Genomic DNA, 21,963 nt, shown 5'->3' with positions numbered 1-21,963 from the left:
GGTATTTTTACTTATTAGTGGGGCAATATTGAGCGAAACCGTACTATTTCCCACGGTCGCTTCTTGCTTTCCAACAGTTAATGCAATTGATTTAGAGCCTTGTTGAATATTTACATTCTGTGCCTTTTTATCCCAATTCACATTAAACTTTAAGTTCTCGGCTACCACTCGAATGGGAATCATAATATTGTTGCCAGCATTTACGACTTCAACATCATTAGGTAGATTTAGTTCCTGGCCATTTAAAATGATTTTTATTTGAGATGTTGCTGCATGAGACTGAACTGGCATGAATAATAGTATTAGTGCGCTAAATAAAAACAATAGTACTGCTTTCTTCATTTTACACCTCGGTTTATTAACATTTTATATAACTCTAGCTTTTCTGAATGACATGAATACAAAGTGTCCTCTTATATAAATATATCAAAGAGAAATGAACCATCGACCAATCAAAAGAGCAATTCAATAACGATCCAAACAAGACTCTTGAAGTAGAAGAGAGGCATCAAGTGTGCGGGGGATTAACAATCACCTCCTGTTGACCCACAAGTTAGCTCAAGAACACTAACTACTTGATTGTTACAATATTATACATGATTATCCATATAATCCGAGAATTTTTATGAAAAATACATAATTACAACATATTGTTACAGATTGAATCTATCAATAGAGACAAAACACATAAAGTAGTTTTATCCGTTCTATATAATGTACATTTGAATCGTCAAAGACTGCATTTGAACCTTGCAACATTGGTTTACAACAGTATGAAGCTACGTTACTTGCTTCCAAAATTGATTTCTGCAGGTCATGAAGTAATTGGAATCACGCAAAGCGAGAGTAAGAAATCGATCATCAAGAACACGGGAGCAAGTGTATTAATCGCTGATGTCTTTGATCGCGAGGCAATACGATCCGCATTAGATGAATCTCAACCCGAGGTTGTCATTCATCAATTGACCTCTTTGAGTAATTGTAATTTTGCAGACAACACAAGGATACGTAGAGAAGGAACAGAAAATTTAGTAGTTCTATGGTCCGGGCACTTGGTACGAGGAAAATGGATTTATGGAAGAACAAATTCATCAAGGTCAGGTTCCTGCAACCAAAGGGGTTACTTCTTTTCTTCAAAATATAAGAATTTATAAGTATTTCTGCTTATACATAGGATTATATTTCAACGCTAAACGTTTCATCGCTGCTAAAGGACGGCGAAGCCGTTTATGCTTGTGTGGAAGATGCCGCTGAGGCAGCACTTCTTGCCTTACAATGACCCTCTGGATCAGTGAACATCGTGGGCGATGAACCGGCAAGAGGAATGGACTGGCTCCCAGTTTATGCACAATCCATAGGAGCGCCTATCCCTGATGCTCTACCGAATAGCCATGCTTGGGAGCGAGGGGCATCGAACAGGAAGGCTCGTGAGGAATACGGCTGGAAACCGCTATATCCGACATGGCGGACTGGATTTACTGATATTCTGAACAAGCGATAGGTATTGCGAATAAACGCATCATCATGAACAGCCTAAAAGATAGTAGGCTATTCTTAACTGTAGTTACATGCGTCCAATTGCCACAGCATTTAGATGAATTATACGGGGAAAACCAAAGAGAGCAAGGAATATAGGGACTGAGTCCCCCTAAGAACCACGACTGGATGAAAAGTCCGGTGCCGTGGTTCTTTTTTTACCTTGCTGACTGTGCCATGATAGTTACGGAGGCGATGATGGATGTTTAAGGATTTCAAGCTCATTGCCGGACGACCGGTATATATACAAATCAAAGACTATATGAAGCATTTAATTATAAAAGGTGCATTGCAAGGGGATCAGAAACTTCCGTCCACACGCGAAATGGGTGTTCTGTTGCATGCTAGCCGTAACTCGGTCATCGCCGCTTATGAGGGGCTGGAGGACGAAGGGTTTGTCTACGCCGTTAAAGGGCAAGGGAACTATGTGGCTCCTTCTGCACCTGGCACGGTTAAGGTTTCGTCTCGAATCATGGATTGGAAAGCTCATTTGAACAGCCATGCCATACTTGCCGACGAGCTGGATATTATGAAGCGTGGTATCCGTGCGGAGAAGGGGACGATTTCTTTTACCAGTATAGCGCCTGATGAAGGACTGTTCGATCTGGATAATGTAAAACGGGCCTTCATGGACCGAATGGCAGTGGAAGGAAATGTTCTCCTGAACTACGGCTATGCCAAGGGCTACAAGCCGTTGATTCATTATTTACATCAATATATGGAGCATAAAGGCGTGGATATGAAGGGGAAAGATATCCTGATCACCAATGGCTTTACGGAGGGCTTTAATATTGTGCTGTCCGCAATGAAGCGTAAGAGTGGTTATGTTCTGACCGAGAATCCTACCCATCATACGGCGATTAAGAATCTCAAGCTGCAAGGATTTGGGATCAAGGGCATTCCGATGGAGCGGGATGGCATTCACCTGGGAGAATTGGAGAGGGTCTTGGATGAGGGAGAGTACGATTGTGCATACTTCGTACCTTCGTACCATAATCCAACAGGGATTGTGATGTCCCCCGAGAAAAGACAGGGCCTGATGAAGCTGATGGCGGGATACGATATTCCGGTCATCGAGGATGGTTTCAATGAAGAGCTTCGTTACTCGGGGTCGCATGTATCGCCACTGATTGCAACGGCCGGTGCAGGTAATAGTGTTATTTATCTTGGGAGTTTCTCCAAAGTCCTGTTCCCGGGTCTTCGGGTAGGCTGGGTACTTGCTGATCAGGAATTGATCTATTACCTAGAGAGTATCAAGCGGGCGCAGACGATTCATACGTCAACCTTAGATCAATCGATTCTTTATCAATATTTATACAATGGCAATCTGGAGAAATATTTGAAAAAGGCGAGAGCGGAATATAAACGGAAATATGAGCTGACTCTGGCATGCTGCAAGCAGCATGTTCCATACGAAACATTGACGGGCGATGGCGGACTACATTTGTTCGTGGCATTTGCAGAGGGCTTTCACACGAGAGCGTTACTTGAGGCGTGTCGTGATCAAGGGGTTATTTTTACGGCAGGAGATATGTTCTATACGGATGGAGTAGGGCAAAACACGATGCGGCTGGGATTCTCCCGAGTGGCGGATGAGGATATCCGTAAGGGGATTGAGATTATTGGGGAAACAGCGCGTAAACTAATGGGATGAAGGAGTGCTGATGATGAAGGTTGGGGTCATTATGGGAGGTATTTCTTCCGAAATGGATGTGTCGCTGAACACGGGCAGAGAGATGATGAATCATCTGGACCGTAATAAATATGAGGTGCTTCCCATTGAATTCAGTAAGCCAGAAGAACTTGTGGAGAAGGTTAAGGGACTTGATATTGCTCTCTTGGCTCTACATGGAGCTTACGGAGAGGACGGGACGATACAGGGGACATTGGAAACATTGGGTATACCGTATACAGGAAGTGGTGTGCTGGCGAGTAGTTTGTGCATGAATAAGGATTTGGCCAAAAAAATCATCCGTTTTGAAGGGGTGAGCACACCCGACTGGCTGTGTTGGGACAGCTTGGAAGACTATTCGCCGAAAGACGTTGAACGGCTTGGGTATCCGGTGATGGTGAAGCCGAATTCAGGAGGTTCCAGCATCGGGATGGAAAAGGTGAACGATCAACAGGGGCTGCATAGTGCGGTGATGAAGGCTTTTGCGAGTGACAGTAATCAGTCGATCTTGATTGAACGGTATACCGCGGGCCAGGAAATCACCTGTTCCATTCTGGATGGAGAACTCCTGCCCGTGGTAGGGATCACCTCGGCATCTTCGGAATGGTTCGATTACAGTGCTAAGTATGAGGAAGGTGGTGCGGATGAGGTGGTGTTGACCCTATCGCCGGAGCTGGATCAGTCTGTACGCAAGGCGGCAATGACCTGTTACAATGCATTGAAGTGCAGTATTTATGCCCGTGTCGATATCTTGTTGTTGGATGGTGAGCCGTATGTATTGGAGGTCAATACGCTACCTGGGATGACTACAACGAGTCTTCTTCCCAAAAGTGCTGCCGCAGCCGGACTATCGTTCAGCGCATTACTCGATCGGATTATCAGCTGCTCCTTGACAGAATACAGTAAAAACAAGGGGGTGGTCGGTTCATGTTGAATGATTGGATTGCCCCACGCGTTCGGGACATCCCACCTTCTGGGATACGCGCTTTCTTCGACCTCAGTGCCGATAGTCAAGATATCATCTCACTTGGTGTAGGAGAGCCAGATTGTGGCACCCCGGAACACATCAAGGAAGCGTGCATGAAGGCGCTTAGCCAGGGTGCAACAAGATATACCCCGAATGCAGGTTTACTCGAACTTAGAGAGGAAATTGCCAACTATTTGAATAATAACTTTAATCTACGCTACGATCCTGCCAGCGAGGTGCTGGTTACTGTAGGCAGCAGCGAAGCGTTGGACCTAGCGCTTCGGGCGTTCACAGCTCCGGGTGATGAAATTCTCCTTCCTTCTCCTAGTTATATTGCTTACTCACCGATCGGCTATTTGAACGGAGGTACAGTAGTGGAGGTGGCAACGAGAGCGGAAGATGGTTTCAAGCTGACCGCTGAGTTTTTACGACAGGCGATAACCCCGCGATCGAAGCTGTTGATGCTGAATTATCCGAACAACCCAACGGGAGCGATCATGACTGCGGAGGACTGGCAACCGATTGCAGATATCGTTAAGGAGAACAATCTGCTAGTCATCTCTGATGAAGTATATGCTGAGCTGACCTATGACCGGAAGCATGTCAGTATTGCCTCGCTACCGGGGATGCAGGAGAGAACCATTGTACTCAGTGGCTTCTCCAAAGCATTTGCAATGACCGGCTGGAGAATCGGCTATGCCTGCGGTCACCGCGAGTTGCTGGCAGCGATGTTGAAGATTCACCAATATACTGCGATGTGTGCCCCGGTACTGGGACAGATCGCTGCAATCGAATCCCTACGGCATGGTCTGGAGGCAATGAATGAGATGAGAGAAGTATATCGGCAGCGCAGAGAGCTACTGGTGAACGGATTCCGATCGATCGGGATGCCTTGCCACATACCGGAAGGAGCATTCTATGCGTTTCCGAGTATCGCGCACACGGGGCTCGACTCCGAGATGTTTGCTTTGAAGTTATTGAAGGAGTCAGGTGTTGCGACCGTGCCCGGACATGTTTTTGGTGCAGGGGGAGCGGGGCATATCCGCTGTTCCTACTCGGTATCTACACAGGAATTATTACAGGCGCTGGAGCGGTTGGAGAGTTTCATGAAGGTGAAAATATAGTCGTAAGATGTTTTATATTGAAGAGCATGGTTTGCCATAGCTCTTTTTTTGTTTGTTAAAGTAAGTGTCATTTAAGTCGAGAACAGTTTTATCCCATGATGTGCCTCGAACAGGAAGACTCGTCAGGAATACGGTTGGAAACCGCTATACCCGCCTTGGCGGACAGGCTTTACCGATAGTTTGACAGATGGTTGAACTAAAGGGAGAACGATAGTGGAATAGTCAATAGAGGATTAAATATTGTGGAACATTTCTCCTATTCTCTTCGTCTGGAATTTGAGGTGATTTGGATGAGTAGACTATTTTTATTAGGAGCAATAATAGTGATTTTTTCCTTAACAGGTTGTACTTCGCTTCAGGATAACAACAATAGAATAGAATTGAATATTTATGAAGGTTTACACACAAGTGCTAATGAAATTAAAGAAGATCTCATCGATCCCCCCTCCATAGAAAAAGGATACTCAGAAGAGATAATCGTAGAGGAAGTTCCGCTAAAAGATGGGGAAGCGGCGAATGTAGTAACTCAAATTGTAGAAGCATCAGATTTTGTTCTTGAAGTGATAACACCTACGGTGATCAGAAAGGGTGGGACACTAAAAGTAAAAGGAATCCTAAAGTATATAGGCGATGAAAATGTGAATTTATCTCATGGGGGACCCATCATTCGCTTTTCCTTTACAGGTAGTAATGAGAGCCGCGCTTATAAAGACTTGGGTCATGTAACTAAATTAAAACCAGGTCATACGTTCAATGTTGAGGATGAATTTAAAGTAACTGAAACAGGGAAGCACAAACTTACGGTTAGAACGACCACACTTGAAGTTAACGGTGCTCATATAGAAGGTGTTGGGAACGAAAGGGTCCTAAACGAGAATAAGGCTGGACATAATCTTGAACTTGAAAAGAGCAGTCTCTCTATTCACCCGATTGAAATCCAAGTGAAATGAAATTGCGAATGTTAAACAAACAGAAAGCTTTGTAGCATTTGAATCAACCTGATTTTTAGCAAATGAGATCCACTGTATCGATGATAACTAAGCTACGGTCAATGAAAATCTCTATTTTAAAAACATACTCTCTATAGCTAAAGCATTAGTTCGATATTATTTTCAATAGGTTATCCACCTCTTGTAGCCAATAGCCTTGGGCGATTGGAATGTTCTGAAGCATAAGGCCAGTTATGACAGAGAAGAAGAGGAATAAAAGTCTGTGGGGATCGCCTTCGCGGAATTCTCCCATCTGCTGTCCCTTGATGAATAGTGGAACAAGTTGCTCTATGGTTTCGCTCGGAGAATATTGCTCGATGATTTGCTTAACCTGTGCCGGTACCTCTTCCGAAGTTTGCGCTTGTTGAAGCAACAAAAAATAATATTTGTGACTTTCATCCATCATATTTCGGGTAAATGCTTTCAGTTGTTCCTTAGGTGAACCGGGTAAATGTCGAACATTTCTAATCGCAACCTGAGCTTCGTCTATCGCTTCCTGCACAAGTAGAGTGAAGATTTCCTCTTTTGAACTGAAATAACGGTATGATAGGCCTTGGCTGATGCCGGCTTCAGCTGCGATGATGCTCATTTTCGTTCTGTCGTTTCCTCTCCGAGCAAATACTTTAAGCGCTGCTTTCTTTATTTGTTCTCTGCGGTCATCCAAGGGGAGGTCGAATCTAGATACATTTTCTTTCTTCAACTGTAATCACTCTCCATCATGCAATTGTTTAGGATTGCTCTCATTTAAAACTTATTTAACGGATCTGTTTCTCGCATACCTCCCATAAACGTTTGGCGGCGTCTTTATTCTGGGCGGGCTCGGATGGGAGGATGCTTTGCATATCTTTATAATAACTCCCATTGGAAACAGCTATTTCGTTAGAGTCAGCTAACCAGACCAAGGTTTCAGCACCTTTCTCAGGAGTTCGGGAGAATCTTTTCATCACCGCCATAGTCAATCGAGCTAACCACCCGTTGTCCTGGTTAAAGTTCGTTGCTACCAAGCCGGGATCGAAGCATGAAGCCGTGACCCCGGTTCCTTCCAGCCGCCTGCCTAATTCGGCTGTAAACATGATGTTTGCGAGCTTGGTTTCGCCATAGCGAAAATTAGCGCCTCCCAGCAGACTTTGCGGTAATTTATAGAACCCCTTGGCGTTGAGGTCATCAAAGCGAATTCCCTTTTTGGCCATTTTGTGACCATGAGAAGCGGTCATAATTATGCGTGCATGTTCATTTTCCTTTAAGCGTTCAAGGAGCAGTTTCGTAAGCAAGAAAGGAGCCAGGTGATTAACCGCCCAAGTCTCCTCGATGTCATCGAGAGTTAACTTCCGCGTTACAAACATAGCTCCGGCATTATTGATCAGGATGTCGATTCTAGGCCATCTTTTCAAAATATCCGCAGCTGCTCCGCGTATGGAATGTTGAGAAGACATATCCGCTGCAAAAATGTCCACCATAATGTTGTCCCCGGCTATGGCCTTGAGTTGAACTGCTACTTCATTCGCTTTTGTTTGATTACGCGCTACGATTCCTAGGTTTGCTCCCCGGATCGCAAGCTCCTTTGCAGCGGCTAGCCCGATACCACTGGTGACTCCAGTAATAATGACGTATTTTCCTTTTACTGTCCACTTCGTATTCATTTGCTCCATATTTTCAATTCCCTCCTATATAATGAATGAATGGTTCATTTACTTACTTATAATGGTAATCCAATAAAAGGAGGAAGTCAATGTCTATTAGCCCAGTTTTTCATAACAATTTATTTTTCAAATGTTGCTGTCCTCGTATACGGTGATTATTGTGTTCTTACCCGCGTGAGTGTCAAAAAAATGGTAATAATGTGATAGAAACCATTTGGACAACCACAAGACCATTTAGAATAGTGACCCAATTCTTATGTCCCAGATTGTAAGTGAAGCCGTTATTAGATACCCGATCATTCCCCCGTTACTTCTCCAAGAATTTTAAGTAACTCTTTCATCCGAATCGTAAGTCAGATTTGAAAGTGCAGACGACATGGAAGCACTAATCCCCGTGTAAATAACACCTGCTAAAATATAAGTGACCAGATAGGCGAGAAATCTATTACTCAAAACAGATTATCCTATACAGAAAATAGCTGAACTCTGTGGTTATCATTGGGTGCCATATTTCTCTAGATCATTTAAACAGAAATATGATATTTCGCCCATTCAATATCGAAAGAAGCATATAGGCAAAAAGTAGAAGGTTAAATAGAGACTGCAAGAATCCACGCCTTATTCGGTTGTAGATCGGTAGTGGTATGGTTACCCATATGTAGTAAAACAAAAGACACCCTTGAAGGGTGTCTTTTTGAAAATATAAGAATTTATAAGTATTTCTGCTTATAAATAGGATTATATTTCAACGCTAAACGTTTCATCGCCGCTAAAGGGCGGCGAAGCCGTTTATGCTTGACGATGAGTTACTCAAAACAAGAGGATTGTGGCATCGTGGGCTGTCACTCGAAATCAAAGATACTCGCACTTGAACTTGGAGAACTCAGCTGAGGAGCCTTCTCCGTATGCATATAACCCGATGAGTACGCCTGTGAATCCGCCGGCAACTTCGGAAGATAGGTATTTGGTATGTGCGGTACCCAATAGGCTCTCCGCGCCGTCTCTCTGAATAAAGAAGCTATAGCGTTCATGACTTGCACGTATAATCAATGTAGCATGATTTTCACTTTCTAAATTGACTTCATGTTCGATCGATTTAATATCACCGATATTTAGACGTTCAATCACCTTATACCCAGACTCATCTTTGCGGATAGCCAAGTCATAATGGTGGTATTCATCCATATAGAGCGTAATACCGGCTTCGCCGTTAGTTAGGGTGATGTCCCATGAAATACAAGCGTCAAAGTCTTTTTGACGAATACCTATAAATGTTGGAGATGCCGGAACATCCAGCGTCACTTCAGTTCCTTTAAGGGTTACCTTATCGGATTCTAACTGATAATGCGCTGTAACTGGATGACGGAGATGACACCAATCCAGATTCCAATCCGTGTTCTCGAATGTGAAAATCTTTTTCTCCTGTTGAATAACGTTATCCGAGATCCGATCTGTTTCAAAACTCGATAGCGTGGTGCCGTTATGTCCTGCTGTAAACCAGCCATCCTCGTCAAACGTAACTGGCGTAAGGAATACTTCGCGTCCCAAGTGATGGAATGTAAGCCATTGGCCGCTTTGACGGAATCCTAGATGAAGCATCCACCAGTTGCCATCGTGGTCTTCAATTAGATCACCATGACCAACCCCCTGTAGCTCATAACCACCCAGATTACGGTTAGTCAGTACAGGATTGTTCGGATAAGATTCAAATGGGCCAGAAAGAGAATCTCCTCGTGCATAAATAACCATATGGCCATATTCCGTTCCGCCTTCAGCGGCCATCAGGTAATATCGGTCTTTTATTTTATACATATGTGGGCTTTCCAAATAGCGTCCGCCTGTTCCTTGCCATAGGCAACGGCTTGGCGACAGCTTGGTTCCCGTTGCAATGTCAATTTCACACTGAACAACACCGCCAATACCATTATCGTCTTGCCCGTTGCTCATAAAGAAGGCTTTTCCGTCTTCAAAATACAGATCGGGATCGATACCCCCTTGATCTACATTGACCGCTTCAGACCATTCACCATAAATATCGTCAGTCCATACATAGAAATTCTGTTGTGTGGTGGCGTTGGTCGTGACCATGTAGAATCTCCCATTATGATGACGGATAGTTGGTGCGAATACTCCGCCAGAACTATCTACGGTTTCCAGTTGAATTTGGCTCTTGCGGGTTAAGCAATGCCCGATTTGTGTCCAATTGAGCAGGTCTTTGCTTTCAAAAATCGGAACACCAGGGAAATACTGAAACGAACTACATATTAGATAATAAGTATCCTCTACCTTACATACACTCGGGTCAGGATAAAATCCTTTGATGACTGGGTTAATATATTTCATAGTTCCACCTCTTTTATAATTTCACACGTATATTTGAATCTAAATGTGATTAGTAGCTTAGAAAATTAAACATCATTGTTTACATTCTTGCAATGGATTAGGTAGGAAGATTCATGTTAAATTAATAAATATGCGAATTCAATAAATGGGATCAGGAGACGATCACAATGATCAATGCGAATGGGGAACCCCAATTCATGCGATTATACGAAGCTTTGGCGAGTGAAGTACGATGGAGAATTATGAGTATGATTGCGGATAGAGAAATGAACGTGAAGGATATTGCGGTTATGTTAGAGCTTAGCCCTTCGATCGTCACCATGCACATCAGAAAACTTGAACAAGCTGGGCTCATCGGAAGCCGTAGGATACGCTTAAACGGGGGGACACACAAAATGTGTTTCCTCACACAAGAAAAAGTCGAAATTGAGCTGCCATCCGCTAGCCGTGTCGCTAGGATCAGAGAGCAATCGATTTCAGTGGGCCATTACCATGCTTTTGAAGTTCATCCTACCTGCGGGCTTGCAACGCGAGAGAAAGAAATTGGAGTTTGGGACGACCCCCGCTACTTTCTAGACCCCGAACGGGTTCACGCTGCGATTCTATGGTTTGGAAGGGGTTATGTCGAATACAAAACGCCAAATGATGTGACTGTTGATCAAACGGTGGATGCCATTGAAATTTCAATGGAATTGGCATCTGAAGCCCCAGGATTGAGAGATCACTGGCCTTCAGATATTCGATTCACATTTAACGGTAATTCACTTGGAACCTGGACAAGCCCAGCTGACTTCGGAAGAGCTGCTACGGGCAAATATACGCCGGAATGGTGGCATCGAAACGTAAATCAGTATGGATTATTGAAGACATTACGGATTGACACCACGGGTACATTTATGGATGGAGAGCGGTTGTCGGACGTTACGATCAAGGATATCAAGCAGCGGGAACCATTCTGGGTTCTTCGATTCACGGTTGACGAGCAGGCTGTGAACGTAGGTGGATTAACGCTTTATGGTTCCGGATTTGGCAATCATGATCAGGACATTGTGATACGTGTGCACTATAGCGAGTGATAGAATATATTATTGAAAATAGAGGGAACCTTTGATACTGTTACTGGTATAGTAGCCGTAAAGGAAGGTTCTCATATGCCAAACAACATTCAAGTATTTAAAGCAATGGAGAAACATGTAAAAGTAATCGGGCGGACTCATTATTATAACGAAGCACTGTGGTTGGCTCTGTCAGGCAGCGGTGTGGAATTCTCATTCTATGGTAAGAGAGCCGAAATAACCTTAAAGGGTGATTCGATTGCAACAGGAGATCAGAATCTGACTCGGATTGGCATTAGCGTAAACGGAACGCGGGTTATTGATGATCAAGTGGATCAACCCATGAAAACATACACCGTTTTTGAAAGCGATACCGAGCAGGATGTTACAATTAGGATCACTAAACTATCTGAAGCAGCTATGTCAACGATCGGAATTCAAGAAATCACGGTCGAAGCTACAGGCGGAATTAAGCCAACACCAGACAACGTACATAAAATTGAATTTATTGGCGATTCCATTACTTGCGGTTATGGGATTGACGATGAGCATGAGCTGCATTCGTTCTCCACAGCTACGGAAGATGTTACGAAAACCTATGCTTACCAAACAGCTCAGAATTTTCAGTCGGACTACAGTATGGTATCGTACAGTGGATATGGTATTATTACGGGCTACACGGATAATGATCAAAAGCTTACCACGCATCTTCTGCCAGATTACTATGAAAAGGTAGGTAAGTCTGAAGGGAAATTTGATGACACGCTGCTACCTCAATCCGTACGTTGGGATTTCAATAAGTTTGTACCTGATCTGATTGTCATTAATCTTGGAACGAATGATGATACTTACACAAAAGATGATATTGGCAAGCAGACGGAATATGTGGAGGAGTACGTTAAATTTCTAAAATTGGTTAGAAGTCATAATACCCATGCTCCAATTCTATGCACGTTGGGAATCATGGGAGACAGGTTATTTCCTTTTGTCGAACAAGCGGTAAAGAAATATTCACTAGAAACAGGTGATAGCAATATCACGGCAATGAAGTTTGATGTACAGTTGGAAACAGATGGATACGCGGCTGATTATCATCCTTCCCAAATCACGCATAACAAAGCGGCGGATAAACTGACTTCTCATATTAAGGAACTGCTGAAGTGGTGATACTATTAATAAAAAAAAAGACACCTTGAGGGGTGTCTTTTAATTTAGGTGAATCTCATTCTATGGTTAAGCCATTAAACCTTTGATTCCACCCATTAGGGGCATAATCGTTTTAATCATTTTATAACCCATTTGCATAACCGGAACAGCTTTCTGCATCATCCCTAGAAAACCGCCGAAACCAGAAAGACCGCCAGCATTTCCAAGGAGAGATCCGAATAACGGCATTAATCCAGATACAGTGGCTTTTTTCGAACGAGAGCGAGAGTTCTTTTTGGATGTTCTGTGTGTACGTTGTCCAGAGAGAGTTAGCCCTTCTTTGTCAATGCCAGTTATCCACCCCATATATGAACGTCCATCATGCAGAGTAATGCAAACCGGTCGACCTTTTAGTTGTTTGGCCCGACTTCGGACTTTTGCTGAACTTGACATCAATGAATCACCTCATTGTCCCTTTTACTCTATCATATTCAGGTCATCAGAAGGTACCTGTGCGGTTATCCTTAAATTCAAAAAAGGTCTTGATATGAAGGTGATTGAAACCTAATGTCGTCAATTGATGTATTATAAGTGTAAAGTAACTCTTGTCGAGGAGGCTCATCATGGGAATCTTATCAAGATTTAAAGATATCATGGCAAGTAATATGAATGCTTTATTGGATAAAGCAGAAGATTCAGAGAAGATGATTGATGATTATATGCGTAACTTGAATAGTGATTTGGGTAAGATCAAAGCAGAGACAGCTTCGGTGCTCTCGGATGAGAGAAGAGCGAAGAGAGTACTCGATGAATGCCGAACTGAGATAGCTAAGCTCCTTCGTTATGCTGAGAAGGCGGTGGAAGCTGGCAATGATGAGGACGCTCTAAAGTTCCTTGAGCGAAAGGCAACCTATGTAGAGAAACATAACCAATTACAAGCCGCCTACGATGTTGCTTCAGCAAAGGCGTTATCAATGAAACAAATGCAGGATAAAATCTTGTCTGATATGGGTCAGTTGGAAGAACGGCGATCTCAACTGAAGGAGAAATGGGCGGCTACTAGAGCACAGCAACGATTGAATTCTAGTAGCTATTCTTTAGGATCAAGTGGTTCCATATTTGATGCTATGGAAGAGAAGGTTGATCGGGCTTATGACGAAGCTATGGCTCTAGCAGAGCTAAGGGCAGAACCGAAAGACGATCTAGATGATTTAATTGCGCAATTGGAGAAGAATACGAGTAGTGATTCGACGAATTCTAATCTCAATTCCAATCCAGAAGATGAGTTGGCAGCAATCAAAGATCAAATGAAGAATAAGGAATAGTTATTTCCTTGCGATAGAGGTGAATACATGTCAGTTATTGATTATAAATGTCCAAACTGTGGGAGTGGTATGGTCTTTGACAGCGAGACAGGAATGTTATCTTGTCTTAGCTGTGGAAGGCAAGACAATATTGAACAACTTCCTGATCCTCTGGGAAAGAATGTTTTTTCAGAAGATGAGGTTAAAGAATATCATTGTAACAGTTGCGGAGCAGTCATTATGACTGAAGCAGAGACGAGTGCAACGGTCTGTAGTTTCTGTGGTGCAGCTGTTGTACTTGGCGATCGTTTGACGGGAACGCTTGCTCCATCCATGGTCATTCCTTTTTCCATTAGTAAGGAAGAAGCTATGATTGCTTTTCGAAAATGGTGTAGGAATGGTCGGTTAACACCAAATGGGTTCATGACGGCCGACCGAGTTAAGGGGATTACAGGGTTATATGTTCCTTTTTGGTTATATGAATTACATAATCATGTGGAGGTTCATGGTCAAGGTACGAAGGTCAGAACCTACAGAAGAGGCGACTATCAGATTACAGAAACACAGCATTTTGATGTTTACCGAAAGATTCGTCTGAACTATGTGGATTTACCGATTGATGCTGCAGAGAAAATGAATGATGAACTAATGGATAAATTAGAGCCTTTCCCTTATGATCAGCTTAAAGTTTTTAAAACACCTTATCTCGCAGGTTACATCGCGGAGAAATACAGTTATAACGACGAGGAACTCTTCCCGCGGGCGAAAGAAAAGGTGAGTGCATACATTGATTCTTATATTAAGTCTGCGGTAACAGGGTATACCACGATGAGTTACACTAGCAAACAAATTGATACGAGATTACAACATGCGAATTATGTACTGCTTCCCGTATGGATGGTACATTACGATTATAATAAGACGGAGCATACGTTTGCGATGAATGGTCAGACGGGTAAAGTTGTTGGTAAACCTCCGCTCAGTAAGGCGAAAGTGACTGCATGGTTCGCTGGCATTTCGAGTGTATCCTTACTTTCCCTGAAGTTGATTTCGTTGATGATGGGGGGAGGATTCTGGTGAGAAAGATTAGAACGATCTTAGCTATCCTGTTCTTCATAGCTGTATATCTAGCAATTCCAATGAGGATAACGGTAGCTGAAGCTGAAATGAAAACACTCATTTATGATGAAGCGGGTCTTCTGAATCAGGATGAGTATCATGAGTTGAATCTGATGGCTAATGAATATGGAGCCGAAAGAGAAACGGATATTATCATTTATACTTCTAACAACGAGGAAAATATGGACGTTGTGAAATTGACGGATGATTTTTACGATGAGCAGGTATCCGGATCTGATAAGCTTCAGGTTAATGCAGCCATTCTGACGATGGACATGAGAAATAGAGATTTCTATTTAGCTGGATTCTATAAAGGTAAGAAGTATCTAGATGATGGCAGGCTTGATAAGATTAACAATAAAATCACGCCTGATTTAACGAATGGTGATTATAAGCTTGCCTTTGAAAAGTATATTAAAACAACTCACAAATATATGGGCTTTGAGCCTGGGGTGAACCCGGACAATATTTTATTTAATGGTTGGTTTCAATTGGCTGTTTCGCTGGGAGTTGGTGGGATGATCGTAACGATGATGGCTTATCGTTCGGGTGGTCGTGTGACGGTAAATCGGCAGACCTACGAGGATGCTAGTACTTCAGGGATTCTGGACAGTCAGGACCAGTACACGCGAACAACGACAACGAAACGCAAGATCGAAAAGAATAATGGCGGCGGCTCTGGTGGCAGAGGCGGTGGAGGGACCACCGGTGGTGGCCATTCGCACAGTGGTAGCAGGGGATCATTTTAAATAGAAGGGAAGAATATATTAATGGGATTTTTCAAAAATCAATTTGCGAACGTTGTTGAATGGGAAGAGTTTAGAGATGATATGATCTTCTGGAAGTGGAATAATCGTGAAATTAAAAAAGGAAGTAAGTTAATCATCCGCTCCGGTCAGGACGCAGTATTTGTTAATAACGGGAAGATCGAGGGGATCTTCGAAGATGAAGGGGAATTCAGCATTGATTCGGATATTATCCCATTCCTGTCCACGTTAAAAGGGTTTAAATTTGGTTTTAACAGTGGGATGAGGGTAGAAGTCTTATTCGTTAATACGAAAGAATTCACTGTTAAATGGGGAACACAGAATCCAATTCTGATCCCGACTCCGCAGCTTCCAGGTGGTATGCCTATTCGTGCAAACGGTACGTTTAATTTCAAAGTGAATGACTACGTTACGCTGATCGATAAGATTGCTGGAGTGAGAAATAGTTATCTAGTTGAGGATATTAAGATTAGGATTACTTCTGTGTTAGATCAGTTGTTAATGAAGTGGATTAGCAGAGAAGGTAAAGATATGTTTAATCTACAGGCGAACGCTTCGGATATTGCCAATGGGATTCGCGAAGATTTGGATATGCAAATTATGGACAACGGGATGACAATTACAGGCTTTCAAGTGATGAGCTTTAACTACCCTAAAGAAATTCAAGATATGATTACGAAGACGGCTTCCCATGAGATGATTGGCAACCTTCAGAAATATCAACAGGTTAGCATGACGGACGGTATATCATCGGGTAAAGTACAAGGCGGCGGTGCTGCTTCGGACATGGCGGGTATGATGATGGGAATGAACATGGCCAAAGAAATGATGAAGAATATGGATCAGAACCAACAGCAAAGCCCGAAGCCTCCGGCTCATCATCAGGAGTCTACCCCTGCTGCTCCACCATCTTCGGAAGGTAACAAAAAGCCAAACTTTTGCCCGAACTGTGGAGCCAAAACCGAAGGATCCAATTTCTGTCCGAACTGTGGTCAGAAGCTGTAATTAGATGGGTAACGATAAGGTTTGATATGACCCGCTCACCTGAGCGGGTTTTTTCAATGATCGAACTCCACTATAGCCCAGAAATTTAATCAATGATAAGATACGCTGTAAGGATCAACTAGAGTTGTATTATTGGTTGACAATAACGATGTCAATAAAGGAGACAACAGCACATGAGTAAGAAACAGAGAATAAACAACGATTGGTTCTTTTCAAAACAGCCACTACATACGAGCTACGAAACGGTATCTCAAAGTGATCAGGGGTATGCTGTAACGCTCCCTCATGATTGGTTAATTTACAATTCAAATGATCTATATGAAGATGGCGATGGTTGGTATAAAAAGACGATAGAGCTAACGGAGATATGTCCTGATACCATCTACACTCTATACTTTGAAGGCGTATACATGAATTCAACGCTTTATGTGAATGATCATGATGTGGGAACATGGAAGAATGGCTATGCTAGTTATGAAATGGATATTACTTCTTATCTGATTGAGGGGAATAACGAGATTTATGTTCATGTTATTCATGAATCGCCTAATTCACGTTGGTATTCTGGCGCTGGCATCTATCGTTCGGTATGGTTGAAGACGTACCCTACTTCTCATATTGTACCGCAAGGTATCTATGTAACGACTAGGAGAGATGAGAAGGATTGGCATGTAGAGGTTGATACAGAGATTATCATCGATGAAGCGCTGAACTCCTCATCAACATACAAACTTAGACATAGCATTGTGGATGATAAAAATATCATAGTTACACAATCAGAGGTTCCATTCGATAAGGAAGTTAGACAGATAACGGCTAATTTAATCGTCAGTAACCCGCGGGCATGGGATATTATTGATCCGAATCTATATACCTTACAAACGGAATTAATTATTAATGATACGGTAATCGATGATGAGCAACTAACTTTCGGGTTCCGGACAATCTCCTTTGATACACAAGAAGGATTCTTTCTTAACGGACGGCATGTCAGACTAAATGGGGTCTGTCAGCATCATGACTTGGGAAGTCTTGGCGCAGCCGTCAATAAAGTGGCGTTGAAGCGTCAATTGGCGCTTCTTCAAGACATGGGAGTTAATGCGATTCGGACCGCCCACAATATGCCCGCGGTAGAGCTTATGGATCTCGCAGATGAAATGGGACTACTGATTGTATCTGAAGGATTTGATATGTGGGAACGACCGAAGAATCCATACGATCATGCTCGATTCTTCCCAGAATGGTGGGAGAGAGATGTTGCAAGCTGGGTGCGCAGAGATCGGAATCATCCAAGCATGTTAATGTGGAGTATTGGAAATGAAATATACGATACACATGCTGATGAACGCGGACAAGAAGTAACAAGGGAGTTGTTAGCTGGCGTTCAACGTCATGACCCGAGAGAGAACGCGGTTGTGACGATTGGATCGAATTATATGCCATGGGAGAATGCTCAGAAATGTGCGGATATCGTGAAATTCGCTGGATATAATTATGCTGAGAAATATTATGATAGCCATCATGAAGAACATCCAGATTGGTTTATTTACGGTAGCGAAACATCCTCTACAGTACAGAGCAGGGGGATATATCACTTCCCGCTAAAACAGTCCGTTCTATCTGACGATGACGAGCAGTGTTCATCTCTTGGTAACAGCTCGACAAGTTGGGGAGCTAAAAGTACAGAGAGTTGTATTATCGCAGATCGCGATGCCACCTTCTCGTTAGGTCAATTCATATGGACCGGCTTCGACTATATCGGAGAACCAACACCGTACTCTACCAAGAATTCTTACTTCGGCCAATTAGATACAGCGGGATTTAAGAAAGATTCCTACTATATCTATCAAGCGGAATGGACAGATTATAAGAAAGCGCCAATGGTGCATATTTTCCCGTATTGGGATTTCTCTGAAGGTCAAATGATCGATATCCGTGTATGTTCCAATGCTCCGAAGATTGAGTTGTTCTTCAATGAACAATCACAGGGTGTATTTCACATTGACCACGCTCACGGACAGAAGCTTGTTGGAGAGTGGCAGCTTCCATATACAAAAGGCACGTTAGAAGCCGTTGCTTATGATGAGAACGATCAAGTCATTGCGACGGATCGTCAATGTTCTTTCGGTGATGCAACGAACATTATTCAAACTCCGGATCAAATGACCATGCAAGCAGACGGCTCAGACTTAATTTTTATTGAAATTTCAAGTCTTGATGTAAATGGTAACCATGTAGCCAACGCTAGTAACCGTGTACATATTACAGTTGATGGGCCTGCACGTCTGATTGGTTTGGATAACGGGGATAGTACCGATTATGAATCTTATAAAGGAAATAATCGTAGAATGTTTAGTGGGAAGCTACTCGCCATCCTTGCCAGCACGAATGAACCAGGTACCATTGTCGTAACCGCGAGTTCGAAGGGACTCCCTGATAGTAAGGTTACACTGTCTTCCGTTGCTTCTTCAAATAGTAGTGAAGATACTAAGGAGAGCGCAGTATTATATAGTTATTCAGCTATGCATGAGGCGCTGCTATCACATCCTGCATTGGAACAATCGGCAGAAGAAATTCCTGTACGCAAGCTAGAGATTGTTTGCCCAGAGGGTAACCAATTCTCACCTGAGCAGAAGTCTCTTTCGGTTCGTGTCAACATTCATCCGAGTGACGCTACGTATCAAGATGTTGAATGGAGAGTTACAAATGTATCCGGGGTAGAATCAAATAACGCTACCATCCAAGCGAATGGGCATGAGGCTACGATTACTGCACTAGGTGATGGAAAAATCTATATTCGATGTGCAACGAAGAACGGATCCGATAAAGTTAAGCTCTACTCCTTATTAGAAATGGAGATTCAAAATATGGGTGCAGCCTTTATTCATCCATATGAATTCGTATCAGCGGCTTATCATAGTGATAAGAGCTATAATCTAACGAACGGTAATGATCGGGGAATGGCCTCATCTAGAGATGGCGAGAGTCTTATTGGATTTGAGCGAATCGACTTTGGCCCATATGGCTCGAACGAAATAACACTTCCGATCTTCTCCTTGGATGATCTACAATTAGATATTGAGATCTGGGAAGGTGCTCCTGGAGAAGAGCATGCCGAGAAGCTAACTGTTGTCTCTTACCACAAACCATCCATATGGAATATCTATCAGGAAGAAACGTACACGTTACCGAAGACATTAATCGGTGTGACATCAATCTATTTCTTGCTACGTAGTAAAATCCACCTCAAGGGTTTTCAGTTCAAGAAACGGTTAAAAGGATTTGAACAATTAAGCACACTGGATAACAATATGATCTATGGAGATTCCTTCACCATTACTTCAGATGCTATTGAGCAGATAGGAAACAATGTCTCGCTAGTCTTTGAGGATATGGATTTCGGTGATGAAGGTACGCGCAAGTTGGTAATCGAGGGGCATTCACCAATTGACCATAACACGATCCATGTCCTGTTTAATGGTGAGCAGGGTGATAGTAAACAATTAGTTGAATTCAGCTTCTCTGAAGGATACTGCGAACGCGAATATGTGATCGAACAAGTCAAAGGACTACAAACCGTTACATTCGTCTTTCTTCCGGGTAGTCAGTTTGATTTCAGATCATTTCAATTTCATATCGAGTAATATTGAATACGGATATTGAATACGGATTTAACGAAAAAGAAGCATGTCATTGTAATGACATGCTTCTTTTTGTCTCAAGACCCATCATGAAGTAATCTAACTGACATTACAGGTTCAAAGAGTTATTATAGGCTGAATTTCCATAGACTGATTTAAGAAGGGCCTGTATGGAGGACTCTCCATTTAAGGCAGCTAATGAGGATAGCGAATTGCCACTCACTCCCGAATTTAAAGCAGTTAAAGTGGATAGTGAATTATCACTTAATCCTGCACTGCCTGTTATACCTTGAAGGCTCGAAAGTATATTGGACGGCGTAAACGAATTGCCTTGGATTGCGGTTAGCGTAGACAGGCGATTTAGAATTGAGTCCACTTTAACCTTGTCCTCCTTGCTAGGAGACTTTTCTCCCGTAAGGTAGGAATAAAGATTGGTTTCTGTAATAGCATTATTTTTGGTGCTATTTCCCACTTTAGTTACAGCAGTTGCTTGATCTTTAAGATCTGTATTCTGTGTTACGGAATCTTCTGTGCTACTTGTAGAGTTGGATGTTGTATTCGACTGGGTGACAGAGCTTGAATTGCTTGTACTAGAGACTGGCATTGAGCTCGTGCTATTTGCTTGAAAAGGGATGGATATACTTCCGGACGATAACGTTGTGTCGAGGGGTTGGATCTGAATATGACCTGAGTCACTTCTAACCTCGGTTAATCCGTTTCTTGCGTCTTGAAGTACGTTGCTAAATGAAATAGCCGATGTTGAGTTTTGGGTCCAATTCGTGACATAGTTTTTAATCGAATCCGCATATCTTTTCTGTGATAATTCGAATGAGTTCGTTGCATTGATTGCTGAAGTCGCTATAGTAATCACCTTCCTACTTATTTAATACTTATATCGGCTTTTATCTATGAAACTTTTAGATGTGGGGTCAATATGACACACGAATCACGCGACAATTTGCGGATTTTGTTAGCTTTTCCTATTAGGTAAACATAGATTTTTCCTTGCGTTTGGTAGCGGTTGATGTACGAATATGGGCAATGTAAGGTGTTAGGGAGACTGCCAATATAGCTCCGATGAACGATTTGAGCGCGTCACCAATTAGAAACGGATAGCAACCTGTAACCAAAGCTTTCTGCAATGACATATTCAATACGTGCATAAACCATGGAATACCTGGTACATAAGCAAGCCATGAGCTGAATAGTTCAAATATTATAAAGAATGATATGAAGGCGATGACCTTATTTCTATGGATATTCTTGCTGGATAACAATCGATCAGTTACAAGGCTAACGAGTAGTGCGCAGAATGGAAAGGCGAATATAAAACCACCTGTATAGCCAGTTAAGGTTGCCCAACCGCCTTGACCACTAAATAGAGGTAAACCTAATGCGCTGAGTACGATGACGATGAAGATGCTATGAAAAGCATTGCGAGGAGTAAGGAAGAGACCCGATAACAAAACAGCAAACGTCTGTAGCGTGAATGGTACAAATCCACCCCCTAATCGAATGGAGATCGTGCTCATCACAATAAAGAGGGCTGCGAATAAAGCGATAAATACGAGTGACCGGATGGTGTTGTTGGACTGGGTATGCACAAGAGTTAGCTCCTTATATTTCATTGCAATATGATCGTTAACCATATATAT

The 21,963-nt window shown here is 42.7% G+C and carries 22 protein-coding genes; 14 read left to right on the top strand and 8 right to left on the bottom strand.

What is annotated here, in order from left to right; translation table 11 throughout:
• On the bottom strand, window positions 1-342 hold a 342-nt coding region (locus AC1D7X_RS18940), incomplete at its 3' end, for a copper amine oxidase N-terminal domain-containing protein (protein ID WP_495475925.1).
• A gap of 431 nt (window positions 343-773) precedes the next feature.
• Between AC1D7X_RS18940 and AC1D7X_RS18935 the strand changes: the two genes are divergently transcribed.
• From AC1D7X_RS18935 to AC1D7X_RS18910, 6 genes are all read left to right on the top strand, one after another.
• A complete protein-coding gene (locus tag AC1D7X_RS18935) occupies window positions 774-1,154 on the top strand; it encodes an NAD-dependent epimerase/dehydratase family protein (RefSeq protein ID WP_495475924.1) in 381 nt (126 codons plus the stop codon).
• A gap of 146 nt (window positions 1,155-1,300) precedes the next feature.
• Entirely contained in the window at window positions 1,301-1,501 is a 201-nt protein-coding gene (locus AC1D7X_RS18930) for a dTDP-glucose 4,6-dehydratase (RefSeq protein ID WP_495475923.1), read from the top strand.
• A 237-nt stretch (window positions 1,502-1,738) separates the two neighbouring features.
• The gene (locus AC1D7X_RS18925) at window positions 1,739-3,190 is read left to right on the top strand and encodes an aminotransferase-like domain-containing protein (RefSeq protein ID WP_495475922.1); all 1,452 of its coding nucleotides are present in this window, start codon (window positions 1,739-1,741) and stop codon (window positions 3,188-3,190) included.
• A 13-nt stretch (window positions 3,191-3,203) separates the two neighbouring features.
• On the top strand, window positions 3,204-4,142 hold the full coding sequence (locus tag AC1D7X_RS18920; protein WP_495475934.1) for a D-alanine--D-alanine ligase: 939 nt from the start codon (window positions 3,204-3,206) through the stop codon (window positions 4,140-4,142).
• Window positions 4,136-5,299: a pyridoxal phosphate-dependent aminotransferase gene (locus AC1D7X_RS18915; protein ID WP_495455564.1), complete on the top strand. Its 1,164-nt coding sequence runs from the start codon at window positions 4,136-4,138 to the stop codon at window positions 5,297-5,299. The genes AC1D7X_RS18920 and AC1D7X_RS18915 overlap by 7 nt, the downstream gene beginning before the upstream one ends.
• 290 nt (window positions 5,300-5,589) lie before the next feature.
• Window positions 5,590-6,249 carry a hypothetical protein gene (locus AC1D7X_RS18910; RefSeq protein WP_495475921.1) on the top strand — a complete coding sequence of 220 codons (660 nt, stop codon included), beginning with the start codon at window positions 5,590-5,592 and terminating at the stop codon, window positions 6,247-6,249.
• Window positions 6,250-6,394: 145 nt separating this feature from the next.
• Here the strand turns inward: AC1D7X_RS18910 and AC1D7X_RS18905 are convergent, their stop codons facing one another.
• From AC1D7X_RS18905 to AC1D7X_RS18895, 3 genes are all read right to left on the bottom strand, one after another.
• Window positions 6,395-6,988, bottom strand: coding sequence for a TetR/AcrR family transcriptional regulator (locus AC1D7X_RS18905; protein ID WP_495475920.1), 594 nt, complete (start codon window positions 6,986-6,988; stop codon window positions 6,395-6,397).
• Window positions 6,989-7,043: 55 nt separating this feature from the next.
• Window positions 7,044-7,937 carry an SDR family NAD(P)-dependent oxidoreductase gene (locus tag AC1D7X_RS18900; RefSeq protein WP_495455568.1) on the bottom strand — a complete coding sequence of 298 codons (894 nt, stop codon included), beginning with the start codon at window positions 7,935-7,937 and terminating at the stop codon, window positions 7,044-7,046.
• A 315-nt stretch (window positions 7,938-8,252) separates the two neighbouring features.
• Window positions 8,253-8,381: a hypothetical protein gene (locus AC1D7X_RS18895; protein WP_495475919.1), complete on the bottom strand. Its 129-nt coding sequence runs from the start codon at window positions 8,379-8,381 to the stop codon at window positions 8,253-8,255.
• Between the two features lie 13 nt (window positions 8,382-8,394).
• Between AC1D7X_RS18895 and AC1D7X_RS18890 the strand changes: the two genes are divergently transcribed.
• A complete protein-coding gene (locus AC1D7X_RS18890) occupies window positions 8,395-8,514 on the top strand; it encodes an AraC family transcriptional regulator (RefSeq protein ID WP_495475933.1) in 120 nt (39 codons plus the stop codon).
• A 266-nt stretch (window positions 8,515-8,780) separates the two neighbouring features.
• Here the strand turns inward: AC1D7X_RS18890 and AC1D7X_RS18885 are convergent, their stop codons facing one another.
• Window positions 8,781-10,271: a glycoside hydrolase family 43 protein gene (locus tag AC1D7X_RS18885; protein WP_495475918.1), complete on the bottom strand. Its 1,491-nt coding sequence runs from the start codon at window positions 10,269-10,271 to the stop codon at window positions 8,781-8,783.
• 167 nt (window positions 10,272-10,438) lie between these two features.
• Between AC1D7X_RS18885 and AC1D7X_RS18880 the strand changes: the two genes are divergently transcribed.
• Together AC1D7X_RS18880 and AC1D7X_RS18875 are read left to right on the top strand one after the other, a co-directional pair.
• Window positions 10,439-11,347: an ArsR/SmtB family transcription factor gene (locus tag AC1D7X_RS18880; RefSeq protein ID WP_495475917.1), complete on the top strand. Its 909-nt coding sequence runs from the start codon at window positions 10,439-10,441 to the stop codon at window positions 11,345-11,347.
• A 75-nt stretch (window positions 11,348-11,422) separates the two neighbouring features.
• Entirely contained in the window at window positions 11,423-12,493 is a 1,071-nt protein-coding gene (locus AC1D7X_RS18875) for an SGNH/GDSL hydrolase family protein (protein WP_495475916.1), read from the top strand.
• Window positions 12,494-12,559: 66 nt separating this feature from the next.
• On the opposite strand, the gene AC1D7X_RS18870 is transcribed toward AC1D7X_RS18875, so the two are convergent.
• On the bottom strand, window positions 12,560-12,925 hold the full coding sequence (locus AC1D7X_RS18870) for a hypothetical protein (protein WP_495455574.1): 366 nt from the start codon (window positions 12,923-12,925) through the stop codon (window positions 12,560-12,562).
• A 170-nt stretch (window positions 12,926-13,095) separates the two neighbouring features.
• Between AC1D7X_RS18870 and AC1D7X_RS18865 the strand changes: the two genes are divergently transcribed.
• The 5 genes from AC1D7X_RS18865 to AC1D7X_RS18845 all read left to right on the top strand — a co-directional run bounded on the left by AC1D7X_RS18865 (window position 13,096) and on the right by AC1D7X_RS18845 (window position 20,311).
• Complete coding sequence (locus tag AC1D7X_RS18865) at window positions 13,096-13,797, top strand: PspA/IM30 family protein (RefSeq protein WP_495475915.1); 702 nt, start codon at window positions 13,096-13,098, stop codon at window positions 13,795-13,797.
• Between the two features lie 27 nt (window positions 13,798-13,824).
• A complete protein-coding gene (locus AC1D7X_RS18860; protein ID WP_495475914.1) occupies window positions 13,825-14,856 on the top strand; it encodes a TFIIB-type zinc ribbon-containing protein in 1,032 nt (343 codons plus the stop codon).
• Window positions 14,853-15,644 carry a TPM domain-containing protein gene (locus tag AC1D7X_RS18855; protein ID WP_495475913.1) on the top strand — a complete coding sequence of 264 codons (792 nt, stop codon included), beginning with the start codon at window positions 14,853-14,855 and terminating at the stop codon, window positions 15,642-15,644. The genes AC1D7X_RS18860 and AC1D7X_RS18855 overlap by 4 nt, the downstream gene beginning before the upstream one ends.
• 21 nt (window positions 15,645-15,665) lie before the next feature.
• The gene (locus tag AC1D7X_RS18850) at window positions 15,666-16,667 is read left to right on the top strand and encodes an SPFH domain-containing protein (protein WP_495475912.1); all 1,002 of its coding nucleotides are present in this window, start codon (window positions 15,666-15,668) and stop codon (window positions 16,665-16,667) included.
• Between the two features lie 173 nt (window positions 16,668-16,840).
• On the top strand, window positions 16,841-20,311 hold the full coding sequence (locus AC1D7X_RS18845; RefSeq protein WP_495475911.1) for a glycoside hydrolase family 2 TIM barrel-domain containing protein: 3,471 nt from the start codon (window positions 16,841-16,843) through the stop codon (window positions 20,309-20,311).
• Between the two features lie 106 nt (window positions 20,312-20,417).
• Here the strand turns inward: AC1D7X_RS18845 and AC1D7X_RS18840 are convergent, their stop codons facing one another.
• Together AC1D7X_RS18840 and AC1D7X_RS18835 are read right to left on the bottom strand one after the other, a co-directional pair.
• Window positions 20,418-21,179, bottom strand: coding sequence for a hypothetical protein (locus AC1D7X_RS18840; RefSeq protein WP_495475910.1), 762 nt, complete (start codon window positions 21,177-21,179; stop codon window positions 20,418-20,420).
• 112 nt (window positions 21,180-21,291) lie between these two features.
• Entirely contained in the window at window positions 21,292-21,912 is a 621-nt protein-coding gene (locus AC1D7X_RS18835; RefSeq protein ID WP_495475909.1) for a biotin transporter BioY, read from the bottom strand.
• Window positions 21,913-21,963 lie beyond the last annotated feature (51 nt).

Source organism: Paenibacillus sp. Y568, assembly GCF_059445545.1.
This window is presented reverse-complemented; position numbering and strand designations above follow the sequence as displayed.

Excerpts from the sequence above, each read along its gene's own strand:
- AC1D7X_RS18910 (WP_495475921.1), top strand. The coding sequence starts at position 5,590 with ATGAGTAGACTATTTTTATTAGGAGCAATAATAGTGATTTTTTCCTTA.
- AC1D7X_RS18900 (WP_495455568.1), bottom strand. The coding sequence starts at position 7,937 with ATGGAGCAAATGAATACGAAGTGGACAGTAAAAGGAAAATACGTCATT.
- AC1D7X_RS18860 (WP_495475914.1), top strand. The coding sequence starts at position 13,825 with ATGTCAGTTATTGATTATAAATGTCCAAACTGTGGGAGTGGTATGGTC.
- AC1D7X_RS18845 (WP_495475911.1), top strand. The coding sequence starts at position 16,841 with ATGAGTAAGAAACAGAGAATAAACAACGATTGGTTCTTTTCAAAACAG.
- AC1D7X_RS18865 (WP_495475915.1), top strand. The coding sequence starts at position 13,096 with ATGGGAATCTTATCAAGATTTAAAGATATCATGGCAAGTAATATGAAT.
- AC1D7X_RS18920 (WP_495475934.1), top strand. The coding sequence starts at position 3,204 with ATGAAGGTTGGGGTCATTATGGGAGGTATTTCTTCCGAAATGGATGTG.
- AC1D7X_RS18885 (WP_495475918.1), bottom strand. The coding sequence starts at position 10,271 with ATGAAATATATTAACCCAGTCATCAAAGGATTTTATCCTGACCCGAGT.
- AC1D7X_RS18850 (WP_495475912.1), top strand. The coding sequence starts at position 15,666 with ATGGGATTTTTCAAAAATCAATTTGCGAACGTTGTTGAATGGGAAGAG.
- AC1D7X_RS18880 (WP_495475917.1), top strand. The coding sequence starts at position 10,439 with ATGATCAATGCGAATGGGGAACCCCAATTCATGCGATTATACGAAGCT.
- AC1D7X_RS18875 (WP_495475916.1), top strand. The coding sequence starts at position 11,423 with ATGCCAAACAACATTCAAGTATTTAAAGCAATGGAGAAACATGTAAAA.
- AC1D7X_RS18870 (WP_495455574.1), bottom strand. The coding sequence starts at position 12,925 with ATGTCAAGTTCAGCAAAAGTCCGAAGTCGGGCCAAACAACTAAAAGGT.
- AC1D7X_RS18925 (WP_495475922.1), top strand. The coding sequence starts at position 1,739 with ATGTTTAAGGATTTCAAGCTCATTGCCGGACGACCGGTATATATACAA.
- AC1D7X_RS18915 (WP_495455564.1), top strand. The coding sequence starts at position 4,136 with ATGTTGAATGATTGGATTGCCCCACGCGTTCGGGACATCCCACCTTCT.
- AC1D7X_RS18935 (WP_495475924.1), top strand. The coding sequence starts at position 774 with ATGAAGCTACGTTACTTGCTTCCAAAATTGATTTCTGCAGGTCATGAA.